The 26,303-nt window shown below is 50.9% G+C and carries 33 protein-coding genes; 30 read left to right on the forward strand and 3 right to left on the reverse strand.

The window, feature by feature from the left end:
• Positions 1-16 precede the first annotated feature (16 nt).
• The 25 genes from ACO0LC_RS17120 to tatC all read left to right on the forward strand — a co-directional run bounded on the left by ACO0LC_RS17120 (position 17) and on the right by tatC (position 18,998).
• A complete protein-coding gene (locus ACO0LC_RS17120) occupies positions 17-1,480 on the forward strand; it encodes a glutamate synthase subunit beta (RefSeq protein WP_423005211.1) in 1,464 nt (487 codons plus the stop codon).
• Between the two features lie 331 nt (positions 1,481-1,811).
• Positions 1,812-2,615, forward strand: a complete 804-nt coding sequence (locus tag ACO0LC_RS17125) for an ABC transporter ATP-binding protein (RefSeq protein ID WP_423005213.1) — start codon at positions 1,812-1,814, stop codon at positions 2,613-2,615.
• Positions 2,612-3,382, forward strand: coding sequence for a lipid asymmetry maintenance ABC transporter permease subunit MlaE (gene mlaE, locus ACO0LC_RS17130; RefSeq protein ID WP_423005215.1), 771 nt, complete (start codon positions 2,612-2,614; stop codon positions 3,380-3,382). The genes ACO0LC_RS17125 and mlaE overlap by 4 nt, the downstream gene beginning before the upstream one ends.
• A 113-nt stretch (positions 3,383-3,495) precedes the next feature.
• Complete coding sequence (mlaD, locus tag ACO0LC_RS17135) at positions 3,496-3,972, forward strand: outer membrane lipid asymmetry maintenance protein MlaD (RefSeq protein WP_423005217.1); 477 nt, start codon at positions 3,496-3,498, stop codon at positions 3,970-3,972.
• Between the two features lie 134 nt (positions 3,973-4,106).
• Complete coding sequence (locus ACO0LC_RS17140; protein ID WP_423005282.1) at positions 4,107-4,742, forward strand: MlaA family lipoprotein; 636 nt, start codon at positions 4,107-4,109, stop codon at positions 4,740-4,742.
• A gap of 108 nt (positions 4,743-4,850) precedes the next feature.
• Positions 4,851-5,510 (forward strand): MlaC/ttg2D family ABC transporter substrate-binding protein, encoded by a 660-nt coding sequence (locus tag ACO0LC_RS17145; protein WP_423005219.1) that lies wholly within the window; start codon positions 4,851-4,853, stop codon positions 5,508-5,510.
• A 15-nt stretch (positions 5,511-5,525) separates the two neighbouring features.
• Positions 5,526-5,801 carry an STAS domain-containing protein gene (locus ACO0LC_RS17150; RefSeq protein ID WP_110256492.1) on the forward strand — a complete coding sequence of 92 codons (276 nt, stop codon included), beginning with the start codon at positions 5,526-5,528 and terminating at the stop codon, positions 5,799-5,801.
• A gap of 193 nt (positions 5,802-5,994) precedes the next feature.
• Positions 5,995-6,915 carry an ABC transporter ATP-binding protein gene (locus ACO0LC_RS17155; RefSeq protein WP_423005284.1) on the forward strand — a complete coding sequence of 307 codons (921 nt, stop codon included), beginning with the start codon at positions 5,995-5,997 and terminating at the stop codon, positions 6,913-6,915.
• A 5-nt stretch (positions 6,916-6,920) separates the two neighbouring features.
• Positions 6,921-7,676, forward strand: coding sequence for an ABC transporter permease (locus ACO0LC_RS17160; protein ID WP_423005286.1), 756 nt, complete (start codon positions 6,921-6,923; stop codon positions 7,674-7,676).
• Positions 7,677-7,741: 65 nt separating this feature from the next.
• Complete coding sequence (locus ACO0LC_RS17165; RefSeq protein ID WP_110256495.1) at positions 7,742-7,978, forward strand: BolA family protein; 237 nt, start codon at positions 7,742-7,744, stop codon at positions 7,976-7,978.
• The gene (murA, locus tag ACO0LC_RS17170; protein ID WP_423005222.1) at positions 7,978-9,228 is read left to right on the forward strand and encodes a UDP-N-acetylglucosamine 1-carboxyvinyltransferase; all 1,251 of its coding nucleotides are present in this window, start codon (positions 7,978-7,980) and stop codon (positions 9,226-9,228) included. The genes ACO0LC_RS17165 and murA overlap by 1 nt, the downstream gene beginning before the upstream one ends.
• A complete protein-coding gene (hisG, locus tag ACO0LC_RS17175) occupies positions 9,229-9,882 on the forward strand; it encodes an ATP phosphoribosyltransferase (RefSeq protein WP_423005224.1) in 654 nt (217 codons plus the stop codon). It begins immediately after the preceding gene.
• 17 nt (positions 9,883-9,899) lie between these two features.
• The gene (gene hisD, locus ACO0LC_RS17180) at positions 9,900-11,216 is read left to right on the forward strand and encodes a histidinol dehydrogenase (protein WP_423005226.1); all 1,317 of its coding nucleotides are present in this window, start codon (positions 9,900-9,902) and stop codon (positions 11,214-11,216) included.
• A 34-nt stretch (positions 11,217-11,250) separates the two neighbouring features.
• Entirely contained in the window at positions 11,251-12,027 is a 777-nt protein-coding gene (locus tag ACO0LC_RS17185) for a DNA-methyltransferase (RefSeq protein ID WP_423005228.1), read from the forward strand.
• Positions 12,028-12,096: 69 nt separating this feature from the next.
• Positions 12,097-13,173, forward strand: coding sequence for a histidinol-phosphate transaminase (gene hisC / locus ACO0LC_RS17190; RefSeq protein WP_423005230.1), 1,077 nt, complete (start codon positions 12,097-12,099; stop codon positions 13,171-13,173).
• Positions 13,170-13,772 (forward strand): imidazoleglycerol-phosphate dehydratase HisB, encoded by a 603-nt coding sequence (gene hisB / locus ACO0LC_RS17195; RefSeq protein ID WP_110256500.1) that lies wholly within the window; start codon positions 13,170-13,172, stop codon positions 13,770-13,772. The genes hisC and hisB overlap by 4 nt, the downstream gene beginning before the upstream one ends.
• A 55-nt stretch (positions 13,773-13,827) precedes the next feature.
• The gene (gene hisH, locus ACO0LC_RS17200) at positions 13,828-14,466 is read left to right on the forward strand and encodes an imidazole glycerol phosphate synthase subunit HisH (RefSeq protein ID WP_423005232.1); all 639 of its coding nucleotides are present in this window, start codon (positions 13,828-13,830) and stop codon (positions 14,464-14,466) included.
• Positions 14,467-14,577: 111 nt separating this feature from the next.
• The gene (gene hisA / locus ACO0LC_RS17205; RefSeq protein WP_162043493.1) at positions 14,578-15,369 is read left to right on the forward strand and encodes a 1-(5-phosphoribosyl)-5-[(5-phosphoribosylamino)methylideneamino]imidazole-4-carboxamide isomerase; all 792 of its coding nucleotides are present in this window, start codon (positions 14,578-14,580) and stop codon (positions 15,367-15,369) included.
• On the forward strand, positions 15,366-16,130 hold the full coding sequence (gene hisF, locus ACO0LC_RS17210) for an imidazole glycerol phosphate synthase subunit HisF (protein ID WP_423005234.1): 765 nt from the start codon (positions 15,366-15,368) through the stop codon (positions 16,128-16,130). Before hisA ends, hisF begins: the two co-directional genes overlap by 4 nt.
• On the forward strand, positions 16,127-16,528 hold the full coding sequence (gene hisI, locus ACO0LC_RS17215) for a phosphoribosyl-AMP cyclohydrolase (RefSeq protein ID WP_423005236.1): 402 nt from the start codon (positions 16,127-16,129) through the stop codon (positions 16,526-16,528). Before hisF ends, hisI begins: the two co-directional genes overlap by 4 nt.
• A 19-nt stretch (positions 16,529-16,547) precedes the next feature.
• On the forward strand, positions 16,548-16,904 hold the full coding sequence (locus ACO0LC_RS17220; protein WP_423005288.1) for a phosphoribosyl-ATP diphosphatase: 357 nt from the start codon (positions 16,548-16,550) through the stop codon (positions 16,902-16,904).
• Between the two features lie 75 nt (positions 16,905-16,979).
• Positions 16,980-17,351, forward strand: coding sequence for a histidine triad nucleotide-binding protein (locus tag ACO0LC_RS17225; protein ID WP_423005238.1), 372 nt, complete (start codon positions 16,980-16,982; stop codon positions 17,349-17,351).
• A 78-nt stretch (positions 17,352-17,429) separates the two neighbouring features.
• Positions 17,430-17,648 (forward strand): Sec-independent protein translocase subunit TatA, encoded by a 219-nt coding sequence (tatA, locus tag ACO0LC_RS17230; RefSeq protein ID WP_423005240.1) that lies wholly within the window; start codon positions 17,430-17,432, stop codon positions 17,646-17,648.
• Between the two features lie 46 nt (positions 17,649-17,694).
• Complete coding sequence (gene tatB, locus ACO0LC_RS17235) at positions 17,695-18,180, forward strand: Sec-independent protein translocase protein TatB (RefSeq protein WP_423005242.1); 486 nt, start codon at positions 17,695-17,697, stop codon at positions 18,178-18,180.
• 44 nt (positions 18,181-18,224) lie between these two features.
• Positions 18,225-18,998: a twin-arginine translocase subunit TatC gene (tatC, locus tag ACO0LC_RS17240; protein WP_423005244.1), complete on the forward strand. Its 774-nt coding sequence runs from the start codon at positions 18,225-18,227 to the stop codon at positions 18,996-18,998.
• Here the strand turns inward: tatC and ACO0LC_RS17245 are convergent.
• On the reverse strand, positions 18,984-19,658 hold the full coding sequence (locus tag ACO0LC_RS17245) for a DUF2461 domain-containing protein (protein ID WP_423005246.1): 675 nt from the start codon (positions 19,656-19,658) through the stop codon (positions 18,984-18,986). The genes tatC and ACO0LC_RS17245 overlap by 15 nt on opposite strands.
• 6 nt (positions 19,659-19,664) lie before the next feature.
• Entirely contained in the window at positions 19,665-20,840 is a 1,176-nt protein-coding gene (locus tag ACO0LC_RS17250) for a Do family serine endopeptidase (protein ID WP_423005248.1), read from the reverse strand.
• Between the two features lie 11 nt (positions 20,841-20,851).
• On the opposite strand from ACO0LC_RS17250, the gene ACO0LC_RS17255 reads away from it, so the two are divergent.
• A complete protein-coding gene (locus ACO0LC_RS17255; RefSeq protein WP_423005250.1) occupies positions 20,852-21,613 on the forward strand; it encodes a Nif3-like dinuclear metal center hexameric protein in 762 nt (253 codons plus the stop codon).
• Between the two features lie 275 nt (positions 21,614-21,888).
• On the opposite strand, the gene mscL is transcribed toward ACO0LC_RS17255, so the two are convergent.
• A complete protein-coding gene (gene mscL, locus ACO0LC_RS17260; protein WP_423005252.1) occupies positions 21,889-22,308 on the reverse strand; it encodes a large conductance mechanosensitive channel protein MscL in 420 nt (139 codons plus the stop codon).
• A 392-nt stretch (positions 22,309-22,700) separates the two neighbouring features.
• On the opposite strand from mscL, the gene petA reads away from it, so the two are divergent.
• The 4 genes from petA to ACO0LC_RS17280 all read left to right on the forward strand — a co-directional run bounded on the left by petA (position 22,701) and on the right by ACO0LC_RS17280 (position 26,277).
• Positions 22,701-23,315, forward strand: coding sequence for a ubiquinol-cytochrome c reductase iron-sulfur subunit (petA, locus tag ACO0LC_RS17265; RefSeq protein ID WP_423005254.1), 615 nt, complete (start codon positions 22,701-22,703; stop codon positions 23,313-23,315).
• Positions 23,315-24,727 carry a cytochrome b gene (locus tag ACO0LC_RS17270; RefSeq protein ID WP_423005290.1) on the forward strand — a complete coding sequence of 471 codons (1,413 nt, stop codon included), beginning with the start codon at positions 23,315-23,317 and terminating at the stop codon, positions 24,725-24,727. The genes petA and ACO0LC_RS17270 overlap by 1 nt, the downstream gene beginning before the upstream one ends.
• A gap of 22 nt (positions 24,728-24,749) precedes the next feature.
• A complete protein-coding gene (locus ACO0LC_RS17275) occupies positions 24,750-25,514 on the forward strand; it encodes a cytochrome c1 (RefSeq protein WP_423005256.1) in 765 nt (254 codons plus the stop codon).
• A 151-nt stretch (positions 25,515-25,665) separates the two neighbouring features.
• A complete protein-coding gene (locus tag ACO0LC_RS17280; RefSeq protein WP_423005258.1) occupies positions 25,666-26,277 on the forward strand; it encodes a glutathione S-transferase N-terminal domain-containing protein in 612 nt (203 codons plus the stop codon).
• Positions 26,278-26,303 lie beyond the last annotated feature (26 nt).

Raw genomic sequence — 26,303 nt, forward strand, 5'->3', positions numbered from 1 at the left:
AAATTGAGGTTAGAAAATGGGTAAAGTTACCGGCTTCATGGAATACCAGCGTTTGCAGGAAGCAAGCGAAGCTCCACAGTCACGCAAAAAACATTACAAGGAATTTCTGGTGCATCTCGATGATGGCCAGGCCAAGGTGCAGGCTGCACGCTGCATGGATTGCGGCATTCCTTTCTGTAACAACGGCTGCCCCGTGAACAACATCATCCCTGACTGGAATGACCTGGTGTTCAACGGTAGTTACAAACTGGCACTTGATACCCTGCATTCCACCAATAACTTCCCTGAGTTCACTGGCCGTATTTGTCCTGCGCCTTGTGAGTCTGCCTGTACCCTGGGTATCAATAGCGACGCGGTTGGCATCAAGTCGATAGAACATTTCATCATCGACAAAGGCTGGGAAAACGGCTGGGTCCTGCCGCAAGTGCCATCCATTAAAACGGGTAAGAAAATTGCCGTGGTCGGTTCTGGTCCTGCGGGCCTGGCAGCCGCCCAGCAACTGGCACGTGTCGGCCATGATGTGACTGTGTTTGAAAAGAATGACCGTGTTGGTGGCTTGCTGCGTTATGGCATTCCTGACTTCAAGATGGAAAAATCCCATATCGACCGTCGCGTCGATCAGATGGTGGCAGAGGGCGTGACTTTCCGCACCAGTGTATTTGTCGGCAAGGACTTCCCAGCAACAGTGACCAACTGGGCCAAGGAAACCATCTCGCCTGAACAACTGCAAAAAGACTACGACGCCGTCATCATCGCCGGTGGCGCAGAAACCCCGCGCGACTTGCCTGTGCCTGGCCGTGAACTCAAAGGCGTGCATTTCGCCATGGACTTTTTGCCCCTGCAAAACAAGGTCAATGCCGGTGACAAGGTCAAGGACCAGATCATGGCCAGTGGCAAGCATGTCGTTGTCATCGGTGGTGGCGATACCGGTTCTGACTGCGTGGGTACATCCAACCGCCATGGCGCTAAATCAGTTGCACAGTTTGAACTGATGCCGCAACCGCCTGAGCAAGAAAACAAACCCATGGTCTGGCCTTACTGGCCAACCAAGCTGCGCACCTCTTCTTCACATGAAGAAGGTTGCGACCGTGACTGGGCAGTAGCGACCAAGCGTCTGGAAGGCAAGGCAGGCAAAGTAGAAAAATTGATCGCCTGCCGTGTCGAGTGGAAAGATGGCAAGATGCAGGAAGTGCCGGATTCTGAATTCGAGATGAAGGCCGATCTGGTCTTGCTGGCCATGGGTTTTGTCTCACCCGTACAACAAGTGCTGGATGCTTTCGGCGTCGATAAAGATGCCCGCGGCAATGCCAGGGCGACCACAGATGGCGTGGGCTGCTACAAGACCAATGTCGACAGGGTCTATGCAGCGGGTGATATGCGTCGCGGTCAGTCGCTGGTAGTGTGGGCGATACGCGAAGGACGTCAATGTGCGCGTGAAGTGGATGCCTTCCTCATGGGCGATTCAGTTTTGCCTCGTTAAGATGCGCTTGAAATCTGTATTTGTGTAATACCAGGCTGATTTGCCACTTTGAGTAAAATCTGGGGCAAATCAGTCATGCTCAGTCGTTATTAAGCCAGTTTACATAGGGAAATTGTAAATAACTGACTCTTCGTTCATTTAAAAAATTATTTTTCATTCCTCTTGTTTGAATAAAATTTGGAAAATTTTTAATTTATAGCGTTTTGCGCGAAATAATTGAAATATTCTGAATATTCATCAATATCTTGTTTTTTCGACATAGTTGTCTGTACAACCCTCTTTGCCTTTCTGCATTACAATCTAGGTTTTATAAACTATCTCCTCCATTGCTGTGCCAAATCTTGTAGAAATTCGCGATATCCAGTTTGGGTATGGGGACCGGACTATCCTGTCTGAACTCCGTATGGATTTCCCACGCGGTAAACTGATTGCCGTCATGGGTGGGTCAGGTTCGGGCAAGACTACGATCTTGCGCCTGATAGGTGGGCAAATTCGCGCGCAGCGTGGCAGTATCAAGGTGAATGGGCAAGAGATTGCTGAACTTGATACCCAGGGTCTGTATGCGATACGCAGGAAAATGGGCATGCTGTTTCAGCATGGCGCCCTGTTCACAGACTTAAGTGTTTTTGATAATGTGGCTTTCCCCATGCGTGAACATACCAATCTCAGCGAGGCCATGATACGTGACCTGGTCTTGCTGAAGTTGCAGGCAGTGGGTTTGCGTAATGCAGCCGGTTTGATGCCTGCCGAAATATCTGGCGGTATGGCCAGGCGGGTGGCTCTGGCTCGTGCCGTTGCGTTGGACCCTGAATTGATCATGTACGATGAACCTTTCGCAGGTCTTGACCCTATCTCTATGGGCGTTGCTGCCAATTTGATACGGAACTTGAACGACGCTTTGGGGTCTACCTCCATCCTGGTGTCGCATGATGTGCATGAAACCTTTGCGATTGCTGACTATGTCTACTTCCTGTCCAAGGGCAAAATCGTCGCGCAAGGCACGCCAGAAGAAATGCAGGTATCAGAAGACCCGTATGTAAAGCAGTTTGTGCATGCAGAGGCCGATGGACCCGTGCCTTTCCATTATCCCGGTGCATCCTTGCAGGCGGACCTGGGTTTGGAGAAGCGCACATGATCGTAGAAAAAATTGGTGGTTTTGTCAGGTCAACCATGGATGATGTGGGTTATGCAGCCCGCAGTTTTTTGTCCATACTGGCCAATTGCCTGGGCTTGTGGCGCAGGCCACGCCTGGTAACAGACCAGATTCATTTCATCGGCAATTACTCCATGGTGATTATTGCCGTGTCGGGATTATTTGTCGGATTCGTGCTGGCTTACCAGGGTTATTACACTCTGAACCGCTACGGCTCTGAAGAAGCGCTGGGTTTGCTGGTGGCTTTGTCACTGACCCGTGAACTGGGGCCGGTGGTGACCGCCTTGTTGTTTGCCGGGCGCGCTGGTACTTCACTAACGGCAGAAATAGGTTTGATGAAGGCCGGTGAGCAACTGGCGGCAATGGAAATGATGGCAGTCAATCCCATACAAAGGGTGCTGGCACCGCGTTTCCTGGCGGGCATCATTGCCATGCCTATCCTGACTTCCATCTTTAATGCCATGGGCATCATAGGTGGTTATGTCGTTGGTGTGAAACTGATAGGTGTCGACAATGGTGCTTTCTGGTCGCAAATGCAGGCGGGTGTGGAAGTGTTCCAGGATATAGGCAATGGCGTCATCAAAAGCATAGTCTTTGGTTTTGCAGTCAGCTTTGTGGCATTGTTCCAGGGTTATGAAGCACAGCCTACCCCCGAGGGTGTAGCGCGTGCCACCACCAGGACCGTAGTCATCTCTTCATTGTTGGTGTTGTGGCTGGATTTCCTGTTGACTGCGTGGATGTTTCAATAATCCCGCTCTGACCCGCAGCCTGTGCTATGTGGGCGGCGCAAATGAATTATTTGTCAAGACCTTCACTGAAGCAAGGGACTTGGTAAAATTGTAAGAAATGGTGGATAAGAAAAATGCAAAAAAAATCTCTCGACTTTTGGGTGGGCCTGTTTGTTTTGCTGGGTGCAGCAGCGCTGTTGTTTCTGGCACTCAAGGCAGGCAATTTAAGTTCTTTATCGTTTGAGCAGACCTATACTGTAACTGCGCGCTTTGACAATATAGGTGGGCTCAAGCCCAGGGCTGCTGTGAAGAGTGCGGGCGTGGTAATAGGCCGCGTCAGTGAAATCAAATTTGATGACAAAACTTACCAGGCGACTGTCGTCCTGGCATTGGAAAAACGTTACAAATTCCCCAAGGATTCATCAATCAAGATTTTGACAGCGGGCTTGCTCGGCGAGCAATACATAGGATTGAGTGCAGGCAGTAAAGACGAAATACTTGCTGCCGGTGACAGAATTACATTTACCCAAGACGCCATCGTGCTGGAAAACCTGATTAGTCAGTTCTTGTTCAGCAAGGCGGCAGAAGGCAATACGGAAGAGAAAAAATGACACGAACAGATAAATTTCCTGCCCGTAGCAGGATCTTGGCCATGTTCCTTTTACTGGCCAGTGTTTTACTGACCGGTTGCAGTACTGTGACAGTAGAGAAATTCAAGGACAAGGCTGACCAGACACTTGATGTTTTGAGCACGAAAACCAATATAGGCAAGAACCCGCGCGATCCTCTCGAAGGCTTCAACCGGACCATGTTCAGCTTCAACGATACCGTCGACACGGCGGTCGTAAAGCCAGTAGCCCAAGCTTATCGTAGTGCTACACCCGGGTTTGTGCAAACTGGTGTCGGCAATTTTTTTAGCAATATTGGTGATGTCTGGAATGCAGTGAACAATTTACTGCAAGGCAGGGTTAATGATGGTGTCACAGACGTTATGCGTTTTGCCATCAACACCACCATAGGTATAGGTGGTTTGATAGACATAAGTTCGGCGGCTGGCATGCCCAAGCATAATGAAGATTTTGGGCAGACTTTAGGGCGCTGGGGTGTCAAGTCTGGTCCTTACCTGGTCTTGCCCGTGCTAGGACCATCAACGGTGCGTGATGCCCTGGCTACGCCTGTCGATATGCGCGGTGATCTGTGGTACTACAAGCGCCCCATGTATATCAAAAACATAGGTTCGGTAGTGCGTCTGGTTGATAAGCGTGCATCAGTACTTGATGCAGGTAGTTTGCTGGAAGAAGCTGCGCTCGACAAGTATGTATTCTTCCGCGATGCATATCTGCAGCGCCGTGCTGGCCAGATCAATCCTGACGAGGATTGAGCGCCACTCCGGGTGTGAATAATTGTAAGGATTGTAAATAGGCGTCAACCAGTTTGGCGCCTGCAAAGTTAACTGGCAGTATAGATACTGCACAAATAGGAACAAAAAATGAAACGATCTGTGAATAAATTTTTTAAACTGGTATTTGCTGGCTTGCTAGGTTTGTCCATGCTGGCTAATGTAGCTCAGGCACAAGCCCAGGAAGCACCGGATGTCCTCATCAAACGCCTGAGCCAGGAAATCCTGGAGCTGGCAAAGAATGACAAAGACATACAAGCCGGCAATCAAAAGAAAGTCTATGACATGGTGGAGAGCAAGATACTGCCGTACATTGATTTTCCACGCATGACTTCACTGGCTGCAGGCAAGAGCTGGAAAGAAGCCACGCCTGAACAGCAAAAGCAATTGACCAATGAATTCCGTACCCTGCTGGTATTTACTTATTCTGGCGCGATTTCCCAGATCAAGGATCAACGTGTAGAGTTCAAACCTATGCGTTCTGCCCCAGAAGATACGGAAGTGGAAGTACGTTCCCAAGTGATACAAAGCCGTGGCGAGCCTATCGTCCTGAACTATCGCCTGGAAAAATTGCCAGCTGGCTGGAAAATCTTTGACATCAATGTCCTGGGTGCCTGGTTGGTGGAAACTTATAAAGGCAGTTTTTCTGCAGAAATCAGCAAGTCTGGTATCGATGGCTTGATCAAGACACTGTCTGAAAAGAATAAAAAACTGGCGGCATCCGGTGCAGCAAAAACCGCAGCAAAATAAAACCAGGAACGTATTGTGTATACAGTAACAGGTGAGCTTAGCCATGATAATGCCAATGCAGTTGTTGCTGCTGGCTTGTCTGCCATAGCTGCAGGTCAGTCAGCGTTCGACTTGTCGGCGCTGACTAAAATTGACTCAAGTGCTGTGGCGGTCATGATCGCCTGGCAACGTCAGGCTATCCAGAAGGGCGTGCAACTGCAGTTCAGTGGTTATTCTGCCAGCTTGCTGAGTTTATTGGCATTGTACGGTCTCAACGAGCAATTCCAGCTTCATACACCAGAGCGACATTGATCGCATCCTGAGTTTCTATTTCTGTGTGGCATGCATGCTGACAATACCGGCATGCCAATTCAGATCAAATCCCGAAAATCCCCTATAATCAAAGGTTTCGTCATTCTAGTGAACTGTAATAGTGAACTAGTGACAAGAAACCGGGTTTTCCGGTTCTTAATTCCCTGATGAGCACTTAGTGCAAACACGCCAGATGGCAGCCATACAAATTAGCAACATACAAAAACGCTACCAGTCGCTACAAGCACTGGGTGGTGTCTCGCTCACGATAGAAGAGGGTGAGTTTTTCGGTTTGCTGGGGCCAAATGGTGCGGGCAAGACCACTTTGATTTCCATTTTGGCAGGCTTGAACCGAGCTGATGCTGGAAATATCACTGTGCAAGGTCATGATGTGGTCAGCGATTACCGTAACGCCCGCAAGAAGCTGGGCGTGGTGCCGCAAGAACTGGTGTTTGATCCTTTTTTCACTGTGCGCGAAACCCTGCGCATGCAGTCCGGTTATTTTGGCCTGAAGAACAATGACAAATGGATAGACGAGGTCATGGAAAACCTCGATCTAACGAATAAGGCTGACGTCAATATGCGCGCCCTGTCTGGCGGCATGAAGCGCCGTGTGCTGGTCGCGCAAGCTTTGGTGCATAAGCCACCCGTCATCGTGCTGGATGAGCCGACTGCAGGTGTAGACGTTGAATTACGCCAGACCCTGTGGCAATTCATCGCCCGCCTGAATCGCGAAGGCCATACTGTCGTGCTGACCACACATTACCTCGAAGAAGCGCAAGCTTTGTGTAACCGCATCGCCATGCTGAAACTGGGCAAGGTCGTGGCCCTGGATAGCACCGCCAATCTGATCAAGCGCATCTCGGGTTCGCAATTACGCATCACCCTGGCTGCCAGTGGCGTGGTGACTTTGCCTGCCAGCTTGCGCGACAAAGTCATCAGCCATGAAATCCAGGCAGACCCACGCCAGTTTGCCCTGCGCGTGACTGACTACAACCAGGTAGAAGGCATGCTGGCTGCCTTCCGTGCTGATGGTTGTGTCATCGAAGATATGCATTTATTGCAAGCTGATCTGGAAGATGTCTTCCTGCAAATCATGGAGGGCAGCAAATGAGTAGCTTGACCGGTTTTAATACCCTGTTCTACAAAGAAGTTTTGCGCTTCTGGAAAGTGGCAACGCAAACCATCACTGCACCCATCATGACGGCCATCCTGTATTTGCTGATTTTTGGCCATGTGCTGGAAGATCATGTACAGGTTTATCCTGGCGTCAAATACACGGCCTTTCTGGTGCCTGGGCTGGTGATGATGAGTGTCTTGCAAAATGCGTTCGCAAATTCATCTTCTTCGCTGATCCAATCCAAGATTACCGGCAATCTGGTATTTATCCTGTTGCCACCGCTGTCGCACTGGGAAATTTTCAGTGCCTATGTACTGGCAGCGATTTTGCGCGGTGTCGCTGTCGGCGCCGGTGTCTTCATCGTCACTGCCTGGTTTGCTGACCTGCATTTCGTTGCGCCATGGTGGATAGCGATTTTTGCTTTCCTTGGTGCTGCCATGCTGGGCACCATGGGTTTGGTCGCCGGTATCTGGGCAGAGAAATTTGACCAGCTTGCAGCCTTCCAAAACTTTTTGATCATGCCTGCCACCTTCCTGTCTGGCGTGTTTTATTCCATCCATTCCTTGCCTGGCATCTGGCAAAGTATTTCGCGTTTCAATCCGTTTTTCTACATGATAGATGGCTTCCGCTTTGGTTTCTTCGGTAAGTCCGATGTTGATCCTCTGCATAGCCTGATGATCGTTACCGTGTTTTCATTATTGCTGGCTACGATTGCCATCCAGATGTTGAAACGTGGATATAAGTTGAGACACTGAGTACGACACTGAACGCAGTACTGAATACAACAACAGCTTCACCATTTTGATCAAGAGAGTTAGCCGTGTTTCCTACGCCCGAACAAATTAAAAATTACATTGCAGCTGGTCTGGAATGTACGCACCTGGAAGTCGAAGGCGACGGCCAGCATTTCACAGCAGTGATCGTGTCTGCCGCTTTCGCTGGCAAACGCCCGATACAGCGTCATCAAATTGTTTACGCCGTGCTGGGTGATCGCATGCGTGAAGAAATACACGCCCTTTCCATGAAAACCCTGACGCCTGAAGAGTACGCTGCATAATGGATAAATTATTGATTACAGGCGGCAATCGCCTGAATGGTGATATCACGATTTCCGGCGCAAAAAATGCCGCACTGCCTATCCTGTGCGCAGGCTTGCTGACTTCTGGTAATGTCGAATTGCACAATGTGCCTTCTCTGCAAGATGTCAGCACTATGCTGAAGCTGTTGCGTCAAATGGGTTTGCAAGTCACGCAGGAAAATGGTGTGACCGTACTCAATGGCGCAGCCATAGACAAGCTGGAAGCGCCGTATGACCTGGTGAAAACCATGCGTGCATCGATACTGGTGCTCGGCCCCCTGCTGGCGCGTTTTGGTGAAGCGAAAGTGTCTTTGCCCGGTGGTTGCGCGATCGGTTCGCGCCCGGTTGACCAGCATATCAAGGGCTTGCAAGCCATGGGTGCCGAGATCAATATTGAAGCCGGTTACATCCACGCCAAGGCCAAGAAACTCAAAGGCGCACGCGTCGTCACTGACATGATTACCGTGACAGGCACAGAGAATTTGCTGATGGCAGCGACGCTCGCCGAAGGTGAAACCGTGCTGGAAAATGCCGCGCGCGAACCGGAAGTCACTGACCTGGCCAACCTGCTGGTGGCCATGGGTGCGAAGATAGAAGGCATAGGCACAGACCGCCTGGTCATCCAGGGTGTTGAGAGCCTACACGGCGCGACCCATACAGTCATCGCTGATCGTATAGAGACGGCAACCTTCCTGTGTGCTGTAGCTGCCACTGGTGGTGACATCACCTTGAAAAATACTCGCAGTGACATCCTTGATGTCGCACTCGATAAGCTGCGCGAAGCAGGCGTGATACTGACATCAGGCCCGGACTGGATACGTGCACAAATGAGTGGCCGCCCCAAGGCAGTTGGTTTCCGCACGACTGAATACCCAGGTTTCCCGACTGATATGCAGGCGCAATTCATGGCGCTGAACTGCATCGCTCAAGGCACCAGTATCGTCACTGAAACCATCTTTGAAAACCGCTTCATGCATGTGCAGGAAATGAACCGCCTGGGTGCGAAGATAGAAATTGATGGCCACACAGCCATCGTCAATGGTGTAGACAAGCTCGTCGGAGCGCCCGTCATGGCAACTGACTTGCGCGCCTCTGCCTCGCTGGTGATCGCCGCCATGGTGGCCGAGGGTGAAACCCTGATAGACCGCATCTACCATCTGGACCGCGGCTATGACCGCATGGAAGTCAAACTCTCCGCAGTCGGTGCACAAATACAGCGAGTCAAATAAATGTCTGCACAATTGACACTGGCCTTATCCAAGGGCCGCATCTTTGAAGAAACCCTGCCCTTGCTGGAAGCAGCAGGCATACGCGTGACCGAAGACCCAGAAAAATCGCGCAAGCTGATTTTGGCGACCAATGATCCTGATGTGCGCGTCATCATCGTGCGCGCGTCTGACGTGCCCACCTATGTGCAATATGGCGCTGCTGATTTTGGCGTGGCCGGCAAGGATGTTTTGCATGAGCATGGCGGCGCTGGTCTGTACCAGCCTATCGATCTGAACATTGCCAAATGCCGCATGTCAGTTGCGGTGTCTGTGGGTTTTGATTATGAAAATGCCGTACGCCAGGGTGCGCGCCTTCGCGTTGCGACCAAGTACACCGAAACTGCGCGCCAGCATTTTGCTGCCAAGGGAGTGCACGTCGATCTGATCAAGCTGTATGGCTCTATGGAACTGGCACCACTGGTTGGCTTGTCAGATGCGATTGTTGATCTGGTCAGCACTGGCAGCACCCTGCGTGCGAATAATCTGGTGGAAGTGGAACACATCATGGAAATTTCTTCGCGCCTCGTGGTTAACCAGGCTGCATTGAAATTGAAGCGTGAACGCCTGCAACCGATATTGGAAGCATTTGATCGTGCCTCCAAAGCCAACGCATAATTAATGAAGAGAAAAGCATGGCATCCCTGATTACCCGGCTTGATACGACTGATGCAGATTTTTCCAGGAAACTGACTTCATTGCTGGCCTTTGAAGCCAGTGAAGATGAAGCAATAGACCGCGCCGCTGCGCAGATACTGGCCAGCGTCAAAGCCAGTGGTGATACTGCCGTGCTGGAAGCGACCAATCGTTTTGACCGCCTCAATGCCAGCAGCGTTGCCGCGCTGGAGTTGACGCAGGAAGAAATGCAGGCTGCACTGGCGTCCCTGAATGTAGAACGCCGTACTGCGCTGGAAACTGCCGCAGCACGCGTACGCGCCTATCACGAAATTCAAAAAGCAGAATGTGGTTCAGCCGGTTTCAGTTATACCGAAGCTGATGGCACCGTACTCGGCCAGAAAGTCACACCACTGGACCGCGTTGGTATTTATGTGCCAGGCGGTAAGGCTGCCTATCCATCGTCGGTATTGATGAATGCGATACCGGCCAAGGTGGCAGGCGTCAAAGAAATCATCATGGTCGTGCCTACGCCAGACGGTGTAAAAAATCCTTTGGTATTGGCCGCTGCCGCGATTGCCGGTGTTGACCGCGTGTTTACGGTAGGTGGTGCGCAGGCTGTCGGTGCCCTGGCCTATGGTACGGCAACGATACCGCCTGTTGATAAAATCGTAGGCCCCGGCAATGCCTATGTGGCTGCTGCCAAGCGCCGCGTGTTTGGCGTGGTGGGCATAGACATGATTGCCGGCCCATCCGAAATTCTGGTCTTGTGCGATGGTACGACAGACCCGGACTGGGTTGCCATGGATTTGTTTTCGCAGGCTGAGCATGATGAACTGGCGCAATCCATTTTATTGTGCCCGAATGAAGCGTATATAGAAGCTGTTCAAGCCAGCATCATCAAACTGCTGCCGGATATGCCCAGACATGAAGTGATACGTACTTCTCTGGCCAATCGCGGTGCGCTCATCAAGGTGCGCGATATGGATGAAGCCTGTGAAATTGCGAATAGTATCGCGGCTGAGCATCTGGAAATTTCTGCAGAAAACCCGCAGCAATGGGCAGACAAGATACGTCATGCCGGTGCCATGTTCCTCGGTCGTTATTCATCTGAATCCCTGGGTGATTATTGCGCTGGCCCCAACCATGTCTTGCCAACTTCACGCACGGCGCGTTTTTCTTCACCGCTGGGTGTCTACGATTTCCAAAAGCGTTCATCGATGATTTTTGTCAGTGAGCAGGGTGCTCAAACCCTGGGTAAAGTAGCCGCTGAACTGGCCTATGGCGAAGGCTTGCAAGCCCACGCGCGTAGTGCAGAATTGCGGCTCAAGTCATGAAAGCAAAATTGCTGTCTGCTATGAATACCTGCATATGAAGGCCGAATGGCGTAACCAGGTTTTTTGTGAAGATGCGCTGCAAGGTCTGGCGCGTCTGCCTGATGCCAGCATAGACTTATTGCTGGCCGACCCACCGTATGGTCTGGGTAAGGATTACGGCAATGAGTCAGACAAGATGGAGTCGGCTGCCTATCTGGAATGGATGGCGCAATGGATAGACCTGGCCTTGCCCAAGCTGAAAGCCAATGGCAGCCTGTATATCTTCCTGACCTGGCGCTATTCGCCGGAAGTCTTTGTCATGCTCAAGCAGCGCATGAGCATGATGAATGAAATCATCTGGGACAGGCGCGTACCGTCGATGGGTGGTACCGTAAGAAAATATTCATCGGTGCATGACACCATAGGCTTTTTTGTCAAAGCCAAGGATTACTATTTTGACCTGGATGCAATACGCATCCCGTATGATGCAGCCACCAAGAAAGCCCGCAGCCGCAAGATTTTTGAGGGTGCGAAGTGGCTGGAAATGGGATTCAATCCCAAGGATGTCTGGAGTGTCTCGCGCCTGCACAGAGAGCATGCCGAACGTGAAGAACATCCTACCCAAAAACCGCTCGAAATCATCGAGCGCATGATCAAGGCTTCCTGCCCACCCGGCGGTGTTGTACTCGATCCCTTCATGGGCAGCGGCACTACCGCCGTAGCTGCCAAACGTTGCGGGCGTGATTTTGTCGGATTTGAATTAAATCCCGACTATTGCGCCATGATAGAAAATCGCCTGGCTTTGATCGATACGGAAGCACTTTCTGCCTGATGGCATGAAATGTTCTGATATGTGGTCTGCGAAATTTTCAATGTACAAGCCTGAACATGGAGCAAAGAATTGAGCATCACCAAACTGATACGCCCTGAAATCGCCAGCCTGTCCGCCTATCATGTGCCGGACGCCAGCGGTTTTGTGAAGCTGGATGCGATGGAAAACCCTTATCTGCTGCCGCCTGATATGCAGAAGGAACTGGCCCAGCATCTGGCAGGCGTGGCACTGAACCGTTATCCACAACCTGCCTATGCCAGTCTCAAGCAATTAATTGCCGACAAACTCGGTGTGCCTGCGGGTCATGACATTGTCCTTGGCAATGGCTCGGATGAACTCATCAGCATGGTCTCCATCGCCTGTGCCAAACCGGGTGCCAAGGTGCTCGCGCCTGTGCCAGGCTTTGTCATGTATGCCATGTCCGCTCTGTTTGCCGGGCTGGAATTTGTTGGCGTGGACCTGAACCCGGATTTCACGTTGAACAAGGCAGCCATGCTGGCGGCGATTGCTGAGCATCAACCAGCCATCATTTACCTGGCTTATCCCAACAATCCTACCGGCACGCTTTACAATGTTGGCGATATGGTCGCTATTCTGCAGGCGGTTGGTGAGAATGGCATCGTCATCGTTGATGAAGCTTATCAACCGTTTGCCCAGGCCAGCTTTATGTCACGCCTGGCAGAGTTTGATAATCTGGTCGTCATGCGCACTGTGTCCAAGCTGGGCCTGGCAGGCATACGTCTGGGTTATATGGCTGGCAATAATGCCCTGATGCATGAATTTGAAAAAGTGCGCCCGCCTTACAATATCAACGTCTTGACGCAGGCAGCGGCAGAATTTGTGTTGAACAGGGTAGAAGTGCTGGATGCGCAGGCAGCAGAATTGCGCCAGCAACGCAAGGAATTAATGGCTGCTCTGGCAAGCTTGCCAGAGGTGCAAGTCTTTCCCTCTTCTGCCAATTTTGTGCTGATACGTGTTGCGAATGCCGAACAAGTCTTTGTGAAATTACGCGAACAAAAAATTTTAGTCAAAAATGTAGGTAAAATGCATAATCTGCTGGGCGACTGTCTGCGTATTACAGTCAGCACCCGGGAAGAGAATGCTCTTTTTCTTGCTGCCTTGGCAGCATCTTTATCATCAAAATGAATAAGCCCATAGAACGCATTGCGGCGGTTACCCGCAATACCAATGAAACACAAATCCGTGTTGCCATCAATCTGGATGGCACAGGCCAGCAAAAACTCAATACCGGCGTCCCTTTCCTGGATCATATGCTGGATCAGATTGCCCGTCATGGCCTGATTGATCTGGACATAGAAGCGGTAGGCGACCTGCATATCGATGCCCATCACACGGTAGAAGACGTTGGTATTACCCTGGGCCAGGCATTTGCCAAGGCAATTGGTGATAAAAAAGGCATACGCCGTTATGGTCATGCCTATGTGCCTCTGGACGAGGCATTGTCACGCGTGGTCATCGACTTTTCTGGCCGCCCGGGCCTGGAATACCATATACCCTTTACCCGTGCCATGATAGGCAATTTTGACGTGGACCTGACCCGTGAATTTTTTCAGGGCTTCGTCAATCATGCTTTAGTCAGCTTGCATATCGATAACTTGCGCGGCGACAACTCTCATCATCAATGCGAAACTGTATTCAAAGCCTTTGGCCGCGCCCTGCGCATGGCGACCGAGCTGGATGCACGTGCGGCAGGAACCATACCCTCGACCAAAGGCAGCCTTTGATCGTAATGTAAATACAGACAGCAGACACGAGATACCAGCTTGCTGGTGATTCATTATGAATAAAATTGTAGTAGTAGATTACGGCATGGGTAATTTGCGCTCGGTAGCGCAAGCCCTGCGTGCTGTTGCGCCTGAAGCGAATGTCCTGATTTCCGGCGAGGTCGCCGATATCCGCAGTGCGGATCGTATCGTTTTACCAGGGCAGGGTGCCATGCCTGACTGCATGAGCTGCCTGCGCGAATCCGGCCTGCAAGATGCCCTGCTGGAAGCTGCTCGCAGCAAACCCCTGTTTGGCGTTTGCGTCGGTGAGCAAATGTTGTTTGATGTCAGTGAAGAAGGTGACACGCCTGGTCTGGGCCTTTTGCCCGGCAAGGTGGTGCGCTTTGCACTGGATGGGCAATTACAGGCAGATGGCTCGCGTTACAAGGTGCCACAAATGGGCTGGAACCGTGTGCAGCAATCGCAGTTTCATGCTCTGTGGCAAGACATTGCCGATGATGCCTATTTTTATTTTGTACATAGCTATTATGCCCAGCCCGCAGATGCGCAACATGCAGTCGGCATGACGGATTACGGTAGTCTGTTTGCCTGCGCAGTAGCGCGTGACAATATCTTTGCTACCCAGTTCCACCCTGAAAAGAGTGCGTCGACTGGCTTGCAACTGTATAAGAATTTTGTACACTGGAAACCATAAGTGCCGATTTAATGTCTGACGTAAATTGTTTACCCTGATTGTTAACTGGTATTGTCCGTTCTTATTGTCTTCTTTTATTGTTTAATTGACGTCCCTACTTTTTCTCATATCATGCTGCTCATCCCTGCTATAGACCTGAAAGATGGCCACTGCGTACGCCTTAAACAAGGTGACATGGACCAGGCCACCGTATTTTCTGAAGACCCTGCCGAAATGGCGCGCCATTGGCTGCGCCAGGGTGCGCGTCGTCTGCATCTGGTGGATTTGAACGGTGCTTTTGCCGGCAAGCCCAAGAACGAGGCGGCGGTCAAGGCCATCATACAAGCGGTACGTGACTACGCAGAAGAAACCGATACCGAAGAAATCCCGGTACAACTCGGTGGCGGCATCCGTGATCTCGATACCATAGAACGTTATCTTGACGATGGCCTGTCCTACATCATCATAGGCACAGCCGCAGTCAAGAACCCTGGTTTCCTGGCGGATGCCTGCAGCGCCTTCCCTGGTCAGATCATCGTTGGCATTGATGCCAAGGATGGCAAGGTCGCTACCGATGGCTGGAGTAAATTGTCTGGTCATGAAGTCATAGACCTCGCCAAGAAATTTGAAGACTATGGTGTCGAAGCCATCGTCTATACCGACATAGGCCGTGACGGCATGATGGGTGGCGTGAATATTGAAGCCACTGTCAAACTGGCGCAAGCCGTCAGCATCCCTGTGATTGCTTCTGGTGGCGTGCATGTACTGGCAGACGTCGAAGCCCTGTGCGCTGTACAGGACGAAGGCATAGAAGGTGTGATCTGTGGCCGTTCGATTTACGAAGGCACGCTGGATCTGTCGTCGGCACAAGACCGTGCCGATGAACTCAGCGGTGAGTTCGATGATGAAGAAGAAACTGAATGAGCTTAGCCAAACGTATTATCCCTTGTCTGGATGTGACCGCTGGTCGCGTCGTCAAGGGCATTAATTTCCAGGAACTGCGTGATGCCGGTGATCCGGTAGAGATTGCCCGCCGTTATGACGGGCAGGGTGCAGATGAAATTACTTTTCTTGATATCACTGCATCTTCGGATGGCCGTGACCTGATTTTGCCGATTATTGAAGCCGTTGCGTCACAAGTGTTTATTCCGCTGACTGTTGGTGGTGGTGTACGTACGGTGGCTGATGTACGCCGTTTACTGAATGCCGGTGCTGACAAGGTGGGCATCAATACTTCTGCCGTGACCAATCCGCAGCTGGTGGCGGATGCGGCGCATAAATATGGTTCGCAATGCATAGTCGTGGCCATAGATGCCAAGAATGTAGCGCCAGGCAAGTGGGAAGTGTTTACCCATGGTGGCCGCAATGCCACTGGCCTGGATGCCGTCGAATGGGCGCAACACATGGCCAAACTGGGGGCTGGCGAAATCCTGCTGACCAGCATGGACAAGGATGGTACCCGTTCCGGTTTTGATCTGGGCTTGACGCGCGCGGTGTCAGATGCAGTATCTATACCCGTCATCGCCTCAGGCGGCGTGGGTGGTTTGCAAGACCTGGCCGATGGTATCAAAATCGGAGGCGCAGATGCGGTCTTGGCTGCCAGCATCTTCCATTATGGACAACATACAGTAGGTGAAGCAAAGCAATTTATGGCAGCACAACATATACCGATGAGGTTGTCATGAGCGCGGCAAAGTGGTTGAACAAGGTCAAGTGGGATGAGCACGGTCTGGTGCCTGTCATTGCGCAAGAAGCCAGCAGCAATGATGTATTGATGTTTGCCTGGATGAACCGCGATGCCCTGACCAAAACCGTGGAGCTGGGCGAAGCTGTCTATTGGAGCCGCTCCCGCAAGAAGCTCTGGCACAAGGGGGAAGAATCCGGCCATATCCAAAAGGTCAAGGAAATCCGCCTGGATTGTGATGAAGACGTGGTCTTGCTGAAGATAGAACAGACTGACAGCATCGCCTGCCATACTGGCCGCCACTCCTGCTTCTTCCAGAAGTTTGAAGGCAGCCTCAATGACGGTGACTGGCAGGCAGTCGATCCGGTCTTGAAAGATCCGGAAAGCATCTACAAATGAGTAATGCACAATGAGTGATATGCAAAGCAATACCCAGGAACAGACCCTGCAGCGTCTGGCAGAGATCATAGAAAGCCGTAAGCTGGTCAATGGCGGCGACCCGGACAAATCCTATGTCGCGCGCCTGTTTTCCAAGGGTGACGATGCTATCTTGAAAAAGATAGGCGAAGAGGCAACGGAAACCGTCATGGCTGCCAAGGATGCCCGGGTTTCCGGTGATACCAGCAAGCTTTTATATGAATGTGCTGACTTATGGTTTCATTCACTTGTCATGTTGGCCCAGTATAATCTTAGCCCTCAACAGGTGCTGGATGAACTGGCAAGGCGTGAAGGTATTTCAGGCATAGAAGAAAAAGCAGCGCGCAAGGATGCGTGAGACGCAAATGCTTTAGTCTGAGCGGGTATTAGTGGCATTAAATAAGCATACGCCTTGTTGATGAATGGATAAAACGTGGATAACTGTATTTTTTGTAAGATTGCAGCAAAACAAATTCCTTCTACCAGCGTCTATGAAGATGAAGAATTGCTGGTATTTAAAGATATCAACCCTGCCGCCCCTGTGCATCTGTTGATTATCCCCAAAGTACATATAGAGACCTTGTCTTCAGTGCAGCCGGAACATACGGTCTTACTGGGTAAAATGCTGGCGCTGGCGCCAAAGTTGGCGCAAGAGCAAGGTTGTGCTCTCGTACAAGAGGCTGATGGCAGCTTGACAGGTGGTTACAAAACCCTCATCAACACTGGGCCGGATGGCGGGCAAGAGGTGTATCATCTGCATATGCATGTGATAGGCGGCCCCAAGCCTTGGCGTGGACAACGCTGATTTCTGGTCATGTGGCTGCTATTTTGCAGTAGCTTTCAAATTAATTTTCGGGAATGAAACTCTCGTAAGGAGTAAATAATGGGTTCATTGAGTATTTGGCATTGGTTGATCGTCCTGGTCGTCGTGATTGTGGTTTTCGGCACCAAGAAATTGAGCAATGTTGGCACTGATGCAAGTAAAATCGTCAGGGATTTCAAGGAAGGCATGAAAGACCGCGACGAAAAGCCTGTGGCATCTCAACAAGTTGCGGATAAGACCCCTATTGACGTCGATGCAAAAGAAAAATCCAAGCTGTGATTGCTTTATTGACTGGTAATCTGGATTTTTTGCGTAGGTTGCACCCATGATAGACTTGGGAATCAGTAAACTTGCTCTGATAGGTGTCGTTGCCCTGATCGTGATCGGCCCTGAGAAATTGCCCAAAGTGGCAAGAATGGCCGGTACCCTGTTGGGGCGGGCGCAGCGCTATATCAATGAAGTCAAGTCTGAAGTCAGCCGTGAAATTGAGCTTGAAGAATTGCGCAAGATGCAAAAGGATGTACAGGAAGCTGTTCACGGTGTAGAGCAGTCCATACACCAGACATGGTCTGAGACCGAACAGGAATTGCGCAATCTGGGGCAGGAGACTGATAGCGCCATGTTGCATACGGCATCGCCTGAGCAATTGGCGATCAAGGCAAAAAACTTCCGCCGTAAAAAGCTCGCCCGTACTTCTGCGCTGCCTGCCTGGTATAAAAACCGCAACGGCCAGCGTCAGCATATTATTTCCGGATCGGCAAGAATGGCGCGTCACCGCGCTTCGCCCCGTTCTGGCGGCAGCTTCTTTTAATTTTCGCTTATGTCTTTGCGTTTTTATAATCTGGCGGTATTTGCATGAGCGAGCACACAGAACAAGCTCCGGAAGAGAGTTTCATTTCCCATTTGGTGGAGTTGCGCGATCGTCTGGTCAAGGCCATGTATGGCCTGGTGATTGCCTGTGCTGCCTTGATGGCCTGGCCGGGGCCATCGGCTATCTATGATTTTCTGGCGCAGCCTATGCTGGCCTCATTGCCTCCCGGTTCCAAGATGATCGCTACGGGTGTCATTTCGCCATTTCTGGTGCCAATGAAAGTCACTTTATTGCTGGCTTTTATGCTGGCTCTGCCATGGATACTGTACCAGGTCTGGGCCTTTGTTGCGCCTGGTCTGTACACCCATGAAAAACGCCTGGTAGCACCCCTGGTAATTTCTTCATCGGTGCTGTTTCTGTGTGGCGTAGCCTTTTGCTATTTCCTGGTTTTTGGTCGTGTCTTCAAATTCATCAATGAATTTGCCCCGGCGTCCATCAATGTTTCGCCTGATATAGAAAATTATCTGGACTTCATCATGTCCATGTGTCTCGCTTTTGGCGTGACCTTTGAAGTGCCAGTTGTTGTCGTGGTGCTGGTACGCATGGGGTTGGTTCCACTGGAAAAACTCAAGGCCATACGCCCTTATGTCATCGTTGGTGCCTTTGTGATTGCGGCCATAGTCACACCGCCGGATATCGTCAGCCAGTTTTCACTGGCTATACCTATGTGGATATTGTATGAACTGGGTTTGCTGGTTGCCCCCATGTTTGTAAGAGCAACCCAGGCACCAGAATCGACAGAATCAAACGGGAGCTGACCTGAGCCAGCTTACCAGCGGCATCGCGCTCTTGTAAGCTGTCAGCAGGGTGGTTTTCAGTTCATCCGTATCCATGCCCTTGAGCGGGCATTCTGTCCACACCATGAAGTTCTTCAGCTTGATCTGCTCTATATGCGGCAGGTCAGCATCAAAGCCCTTGGGCGGGCGTTGCAGCTTGCCTTCTTCCTGTAAAGTACCAAACTGCGCTTTCAGTTTCTTGTCCTTCAAGACCTTGGCAAAACCGTCCGGGTCGGCCACGATGTGGTTGCGGATGGCCTTCAAACGGTCGGATGGCGGCATGTATTCACCGACTGCGTAAAACAGGCGGCCCGTACCATCCATCTGGAAATAATAGGCTGGCCCGCCGCCTTCGCTGGGTTTCTTGCGTCCGCTGGGGACGATGGAAGAAGAGAAGGTGGTCTTGTATGGTGATTTGTCATGTGCAAAACGCACATCGCGATTGATACGGAATAATGCTTTCTTTGGTTCCAAGCCCAGGATGGCAGGATCAAATTTGCTGATCTCGGCAATCAGTTCAGTCACCAGTTGCAAAAATTCTGCCCGTAAAATGTCATAGCGCGGTTTGTTCATGACGAACCAGGCACGGTTATTGTTGTCGCCCAGTTCAGACAAATAAGCTTGCAAGTCTATCAAATGCATGGATTTCTATTCCTTGGTTTCTTCTTTACGCGCCGCCGGGCGCTTGCCTATCAGGATTTCCAGCGTCGGTTCCTTGGTATCGCGCAAGACGGTGATCTTGGCCTTGTTGCCGGGTTTTAGTTGCGCTACCAGGTTTAACATCTGGGTGGTGTCGCCTACCGGTTTACCTTCAATCGCGATCAGGATGTCGCCAGGCTTCATGCCAGCCTTGTCAGCCGGGCCGCCGCGTATCACGCCGGCAATGATGGCACCGGATTTTTGTTTCAATCCAAAGCTGTCGGCCAGCTCAGGCGTGATGTCTTGCGGTTCCACACCTATCCAGCCGCGCACTACATGGCCATTGGTGATGATGGATTCCATGACCTGTTTGACAGTGGAAACAGGTATCGCAAAGCCTATGCCTACCGAACCACCGGTCTGGGAATAAATCGCCGTGTTGACGCCCAGCAGATTGCCGTTCACATCCACCAGCGCACCACCAGAATTGCCAGGGTTGACAGCAGCATCCGTCTGGATAAAGTTTTCAAATGCATTGTCGGTCAGGTTATTGCGTCCCAGGGCCGAGATAATGCCCATGGTGACAGTCTGCCCTACACCGAAAGGGTTGCCGATGGCGAGTACCACATCACCTACACTGGCCGTGTCCGAGCGGCCAAAGGTGATCGCCGGTAAATCTGGTAAATTAATTTTTATGACCGCCAGATCGGTTTCAGGATCAGTGCCGACTACCTTGGCACTGGCTTTGCGGCCATCTGTCAGGGCAACTTCAATATCGTCCGCAGATTCGACCACATGGTTATTTGTCAGGATATAACCTTCGGAACTGACGATGACACCTGAGCCCAGACTGGACAGGCGCTCGGTCTGCGGATTTTGCTGGTCGCCAAAAAACCGTCTCAGAAATGGATCGTTGAGGAGCGGGTTGCGACGTTGCCGCACTTCTTTCGAAGTGAAAATGTTCACCACGGAAGGCATGGCATGCTTGGCGGCCGCTCCATAAGAACTTTGCGCGGGTACGCTATTGGCGGGCGCTTCCTTGACGATGGCACCGGCATTCAGCGTCTGGGTTTGCCTGGAGTTATAACCTGCTTTTACCCAATCGGGTTTCAAGGTGGTTACAATAAACCAGATCGCCAGACCTACAGTAACAGTTTGGGCAAACAATAACCAAAGACGACGCATAGAGAGAATGTATGAAATCAGTGAATCGGGATGAATTGGCGCAATTCCTGGCAAAAGAATTGCAAGTAACTTACTTTCGTGATTATTGCCCAAACGGCGTACAGGTGGAAGGGCGCAACACCATTAAACATATAGTCAGTGGTGTGACTGCCAGTTTAGCATTATTGGAAAAAGCCGTGGAAATGCAAGCCGACGCCATTCTGGTCCACCATGGTTACTTCTGGCGTGGTGAGGATATGCGTGTCATAGGACAAAAGCAGCGCCGCCTGAAACTCTTGCTGGAAAATGATATTTCCCTGTTTGCTTACCATCTGCCGCTGGATAATCATGCAGAGCTGGGTAATAACATAGGTTTGGCTCGCCAACTGGGTTTGACCGCAGACGGACGTTTTGGTGAAAATGACCTGGGCTGGCTGGGTAAGGTAGAGGATGAAACTGTCACTACGCTGGCCGACCTGGCACTACATATAGAGTTAAAGCTGGGTCGCGAACCCTTGCTGATCGGTGATCCGGCAGCTGCCGTGGGGCGGGTGGCCTGGTGTACCGGCGCTGCGCAGAGCATGCTGGACCAGGCGATAGCTGCCGGTGCCTCGGTTTACCTGAGTGGCGAAATATCTGAGCCTACCGTGCACCTGGCACGCGAATCAGGCGTGGCTTACATCGCCTGCGGTCATCATGCGACTGAGCGTTTCGGGGTGCAGAGCCTGGGGGCGTTTATCGCTGACAGGTTTGGGGTGCGGCATACTTTTGTGGATATTGATAATCCGGTGTGAGGCGAGAATTTTCCTCCCTTTCAAAGGAAGGGGTAGGGAGGGGATGGGTTTTGCTTGAAGAGCGATAAATGAATTTACGCGGAAAACCCGTTCCCCCATCAAATCATTACTATCCGTTTGAACCTGGCCATGCTGGAATCGCCTGATTTCGTAGGAGCGGCTTTAGCCGCGATCACCCGGCTGAAGTCACACATTCGCGGCTGAAGCCGCTCCTGCGGGGATAGGGAGAGCGTTGATCGCGCGTCCCCCTGGTTTGCAGTCCAGCCTTGAGATAATCACTTCCTCAAGGCATCCCTGATCTCACGCAGTAACAACACATCTTCAGGCGTGACTTCTGGTGCCGGTTCCGGTGCTGGTTCTGCCTTTTTCAATGCATTGACCAGTTTCACCATCTGGAAAATCACGAAAGCCAGGATAATGAAGCCGACGCTTACGGTAATGAAATTGCCGTAAGCAATAACGCCACCGGCTTTTTTTGCTTCCGCCAATACCAGATGTGTACCCTGGCCATTCAAGGGGATGTAGTAATTCGAAAAGTCCAGTCCACCGACGATGCGGCCGATGACAGGCATGACTATGTCGCCCACCAGGGAATCCACGATTTTGCCAAAGGCCGCGCCTATGATGACACCGACGGCCAGATCAACCACGTTGCCACGGCTGACAAAGGCTTTAAATTCTTGCAACATACCCATAGAAAATCTCCGGTTAAGGGGCTGATAAAGATGTAGTCCAGGCAGGAAGCTACATGCTCAAAATTCAAGTAGCAAGATTTTAATGCGCAAAGAGCATGAAAAACCTGCGGTTTTTTGTCAATTTTCTTTTCCCTGCTCCATGCAATAGGGCTTGCAATGAAGTACTCAATTAAGTCTGCAATTAAGCATTATTACAACCGATTTTGTGTTAAATACCCTATTTCAAGCAGCTTGAACATACAAATCGGACTTGAATTGTTGAAAAAAGCCAGCAAGTTGGCGTTTCGGATATCTTTTTCTTTAAAACCATATCCGGGTCATTTATAATTTAAGGTTGCTAGAAGCTGGGTTTTGCTTCATCAAGTTTTGATTATTGACAGATTGGGGTTGGTATGAGTATCGAAAAGCAGGTCGATTCCGGCCGTCGCGGTTTGCTCGTCGCCACATGCGCGGCAGGCGGTGTGGCAGGCTTGGCTACGGCAGGTGCGCTGGTAAGTACGTTCCAGCCATCCGAGCGTGCCAAGGCTGCAGGTGCGCCGGTGGAAGTGGACATCTCGTCCCTGAAACCAGGCGAAATGCAAACCACGGAATGGCGCGGTAAACCAGTGTGGATTTTGAAACGCACACAAGAAATGATGGCAAGTCTGGCAAAGACTGAGGACAAGGTCGCCGATCCAAAATCGGAAAAGCCTTACACCATGGATATGCCAGACTATTGTGACAAGCAAAGCCGCTCACGCAAAGAACATAGTGACATCCTGATTGCCGTGGGTATTTGCTCGCATTTGGGCTGCTCCCCTAGTTCCAAATTCCAGGAAGGCGCGCAACCGTCCCTGCCAGATGACTGGAAAGGCGGCTTCCTCTGCCCATGCCACGGTTCGACTTTCGACCTGGCTGGCCGTGTATATAAAAACAAGCCAGCCCCGCAAAATCTGGATGTGCCTCGTCACATGTTTTTATCGGATACCAAAATCATCATCGGTAAAGATGAGAAAGGCGAGGCTTAATCATGGCATTTGTTGAGAAAAAACTCCCGGCAGACGCACCTGTTGTGGATAAGGCCTTGAACTGGGTAGACTCACGTTTCCCGCTGACCAAGCTGTGGAATGATCAATGGGGCAAGTATTACGCACCCAAGAACTTCAATTTCTGGTACATCTTCGGTTCCCTGGCCATGCTGGTCCTGGTTATCCAGATCGTTACCGGTATTTTCCTGGTCATGCATTACAAACCAGATGCAACGCTGGCGTTTGCTTCAGTTGAATACATCATGCGCGATGTGCCCTGGGGCTGGCTGGTGCGCTATATGCACTCGACAGGCGCTTCGGCATTCTTCATCGTCGTGTACCTGCACATGACCCGTGCCTTCCTGTACGGTTCTTACCGCAAGCCACGTGAATTGATCTGGTTGTTCGGTTTTGCGATTTTCCTGTGCCTGATGGCCGAAGCCTTCTTTGGTTACCTGCTGCCATGGGGTCAGATGTCTTACTGGGGTGCTCAGGTTATTGTTAACCTGTTTGGCGCCATTCCTTTCATAGGCCCTGATCTGTCATTGTGGATACGTGGTGACTATGTGGTGTCTGATGCGACATTGAACCGCTTCTTCTCTTTCCACGTTATCGCTATCCCTCTGGTCTTGCTGGGCCTGGTGGTTGCTCACTTGATCGCCTTGCATGAAGTGGGTTCCAACAATCCTGACGGCATAGAAATCAAGGACAATATCGGCCCTGATGGCCACCCTGTTGATGGCGTGCCTTCTCACCCTTATTACACTTTCCACGATATCTTCGGCGTGACTGTGTTCCTGACTATTTTCAGTGCAGTCGTGTTCTATGCACCGGAAATGGGTGGTTACTTCCTAGAGTACAATAACTTCATCCCGGCTGATTCACTGAAAACGCCGTCCCATATTGCGCCGACCTGGTATTTCACGCCTTTCTATTCGATTTTGCGTGCGACTACGTCTGAGTTCCTGTTCGTGGTGCAAGCCGGTGCTGTTGCTTATGTGGCCCTGATCTGGCTGACGACTAAATTGCCACAATTGCTGAAGATTGCCATTGCAGCAATTGCGTTGATTGCTGTTGCGGGCATGATGCCAGGTGCGCTCGATGCAAAATTCTGGGGTGTGGTATTGTTCGGTGGTTCCGTCGTGATCCTGGCTTTCCTGCCATGGCTGGATGTTTCTCCAGTTAAATCAATACGTTATCGTCCAGACTGGCACAAATATGTGTACATCGTCTTTGGTATTGCCTTCGTGACCCTGGGTTATCTTGGTGTCGAACCGCCTTCACCAGTTCGCGAGCGTATTTCCCAAGTTTGCGCGATCATTTACTTCGGCTTTTTCATGCTGATGCCATGGTGGAGTGCAATGGGCACATTCAAGCCCGTGCCCAAGCGCGTAACATTTGCAGCGCACTGAGAAAAAGCGAGGAAGAACAAGCATGAAATTACTTAAAAAAATGATCGCTGTGCTGGCAATTGCTCCTGCATTGGCAATGGCGAATAGTGGAACGTTCCCACTGGATCGTGCGCCTGATCGTGCCACTGACATTCCAGCGCTGCAGAATGGCGCCAAGCTGTTCGTCAACTATTGCCTGAACTGCCATTCTGCTTCGGCCATGCGTTACAACCGTTTGAAAGATATTGGTTTGACAGATGAACAAATCAAGCAGAACCTCTTGTTCACTGGCGAAAAAGTGGGTGACCTGATGAAAACCACTTTGGCTCCTAAGGATGCAAAGGAATGGTTTGGCGCAGTGCCACCTGATTTGTCCGTGATTGCCCGCGCCAAGGCATCTGGTGATGGCACAGGCGCTGATTGGATTTATACCTATCTGCGTACTTACTACAAGGATGATACTCGTCCTACAGGCTGGAACAATATGGTGTTCCCTAACGTAGGCATGCCGCATGTACTGTGGGAATTGCAAGGTACACGTACTGTCAAGATGGTAGAAGAAAGCGATCCGCATGATGAATCGAAAAAGGTTCACAAGTTCGCGGGCTTTGAAACTGTCAAGCCCGGCACCATGAGCAAGATAGAGTATGACAATGCCGTTGGTGACCTGGTTGCTTACCTGCAGTGGATGGGGGAACCAGCACAAAGTACACGCAAACGCCTGGGTGGTTGGGTTATTTTGTTCCTGGCAAGTCTGGCAACTCTGGCTTGGCGTTTGAACGCATCCTACTGGAAAGAAGTAAAATAAATGTAAGGTTTCAGGCTTATGCTGTTATTGGTATGAGCCAGGAATTTTTTGAGATCGTCCGTTTTTCTCCGTCGTAAGCGGACGTGTAATCCCTGGGGTGAGGTGCGCAAAACAGGCTCCTCGCCCTGATCGTTTCTAAGGAACTATAAAAATGATGGTTCTCTATTCGGGTACAACCTGCCCATTCTCTCAACGTTGCCGTCTGGTTCTGTTCGAAAAAGGCATGGATTTTGAAATCCGCGATGTTGATCTGTTTAATAAGCCTGAAGATATCTCGACCATGAATCCCTATGGTCAGGTGCCTATTCTGGTTGAACGTGAATTGATATTGTATGAATCCAATATCATCAACGAATACATCGATGAGCGCTTCCCGCATCCGCAACTGATGCCGGCAGACCCGCTGCAACGCGCCCGCGCACGTCTGATGTTGTTCAATTTCGAAAAAGAATTGTTCATCCATGTCCATACCCTGGAAAACGACAAGAACACAGCGTCGGTCAAGGTACAGGACAAGGCACGTGCAGAAATCCGCGACCGCCTGACCCAGCTCGCCCCATTGTTCGTCAAGAACAAATACATGCTGGGTGATGAATTCTCCATGCTGGATGTGGCCGTTGCTCCATTGTTGTGGCGCCTCGATCACTACGGTATAGAATTGTCGAAGACAGCTGCACCTTTGATGAAATATGCAGAACGTATTTTCTCCCGTCCTGCCTACATTGAAGCACTGACACCTTCTGAAAAAGTCATGCGCAGATAAGCAAGACCTGTTTCAGGATAAGATAA

Origin of the sequence: Undibacterium sp. JH2W (assembly GCF_049340425.1) — a bacterium.
Lineage (GTDB): Bacteria > Pseudomonadota > Gammaproteobacteria > Burkholderiales > Burkholderiaceae_D > Undibacterium.

Excerpts from the sequence above, each read along its gene's own strand:
- ACO0LC_RS17120 (WP_423005211.1), top strand. The coding sequence starts at position 17 with ATGGGTAAAGTTACCGGCTTCATGGAATACCAGCGTTTGCAGGAAGCA.
- mlaE (WP_423005215.1), top strand. The coding sequence starts at position 2,612 with ATGATCGTAGAAAAAATTGGTGGTTTTGTCAGGTCAACCATGGATGAT.
- mlaD (WP_423005217.1), top strand. The coding sequence starts at position 3,496 with ATGCAAAAAAAATCTCTCGACTTTTGGGTGGGCCTGTTTGTTTTGCTG.
- ACO0LC_RS17145 (WP_423005219.1), top strand. The coding sequence starts at position 4,851 with ATGAAACGATCTGTGAATAAATTTTTTAAACTGGTATTTGCTGGCTTG.
- ACO0LC_RS17155 (WP_423005284.1), top strand. The coding sequence starts at position 5,995 with ATGGCAGCCATACAAATTAGCAACATACAAAAACGCTACCAGTCGCTA.
- murA (WP_423005222.1), top strand. The coding sequence starts at position 7,978 with ATGGATAAATTATTGATTACAGGCGGCAATCGCCTGAATGGTGATATC.
- hisG (WP_423005224.1), top strand. The coding sequence starts at position 9,229 with ATGTCTGCACAATTGACACTGGCCTTATCCAAGGGCCGCATCTTTGAA.
- hisD (WP_423005226.1), top strand. The coding sequence starts at position 9,900 with ATGGCATCCCTGATTACCCGGCTTGATACGACTGATGCAGATTTTTCC.
- ACO0LC_RS17185 (WP_423005228.1), top strand. The coding sequence starts at position 11,251 with ATGAAGGCCGAATGGCGTAACCAGGTTTTTTGTGAAGATGCGCTGCAA.
- hisB (WP_110256500.1), top strand. The coding sequence starts at position 13,170 with ATGAATAAGCCCATAGAACGCATTGCGGCGGTTACCCGCAATACCAAT.
- hisH (WP_423005232.1), top strand. The coding sequence starts at position 13,828 with ATGAATAAAATTGTAGTAGTAGATTACGGCATGGGTAATTTGCGCTCG.
- hisA (WP_162043493.1), top strand. The coding sequence starts at position 14,578 with ATGCTGCTCATCCCTGCTATAGACCTGAAAGATGGCCACTGCGTACGC.
- hisF (WP_423005234.1), top strand. The coding sequence starts at position 15,366 with ATGAGCTTAGCCAAACGTATTATCCCTTGTCTGGATGTGACCGCTGGT.
- hisI (WP_423005236.1), top strand. The coding sequence starts at position 16,127 with ATGAGCGCGGCAAAGTGGTTGAACAAGGTCAAGTGGGATGAGCACGGT.
- ACO0LC_RS17220 (WP_423005288.1), top strand. The coding sequence starts at position 16,548 with ATGCAAAGCAATACCCAGGAACAGACCCTGCAGCGTCTGGCAGAGATC.
- tatA (WP_423005240.1), top strand. The coding sequence starts at position 17,430 with ATGGGTTCATTGAGTATTTGGCATTGGTTGATCGTCCTGGTCGTCGTG.
- tatB (WP_423005242.1), top strand. The coding sequence starts at position 17,695 with ATGATAGACTTGGGAATCAGTAAACTTGCTCTGATAGGTGTCGTTGCC.
- tatC (WP_423005244.1), top strand. The coding sequence starts at position 18,225 with ATGAGCGAGCACACAGAACAAGCTCCGGAAGAGAGTTTCATTTCCCAT.
- ACO0LC_RS17245 (WP_423005246.1), bottom strand. The coding sequence starts at position 19,658 with ATGCATTTGATAGACTTGCAAGCTTATTTGTCTGAACTGGGCGACAAC.
- ACO0LC_RS17250 (WP_423005248.1), bottom strand. The coding sequence starts at position 20,840 with ATGCGTCGTCTTTGGTTATTGTTTGCCCAAACTGTTACTGTAGGTCTG.
- ACO0LC_RS17255 (WP_423005250.1), top strand. The coding sequence starts at position 20,852 with ATGAAATCAGTGAATCGGGATGAATTGGCGCAATTCCTGGCAAAAGAA.
- mscL (WP_423005252.1), bottom strand. The coding sequence starts at position 22,308 with ATGGGTATGTTGCAAGAATTTAAAGCCTTTGTCAGCCGTGGCAACGTG.
- petA (WP_423005254.1), top strand. The coding sequence starts at position 22,701 with ATGAGTATCGAAAAGCAGGTCGATTCCGGCCGTCGCGGTTTGCTCGTC.
- ACO0LC_RS17275 (WP_423005256.1), top strand. The coding sequence starts at position 24,750 with ATGAAATTACTTAAAAAAATGATCGCTGTGCTGGCAATTGCTCCTGCA.
- ACO0LC_RS17280 (WP_423005258.1), top strand. The coding sequence starts at position 25,666 with ATGATGGTTCTCTATTCGGGTACAACCTGCCCATTCTCTCAACGTTGC.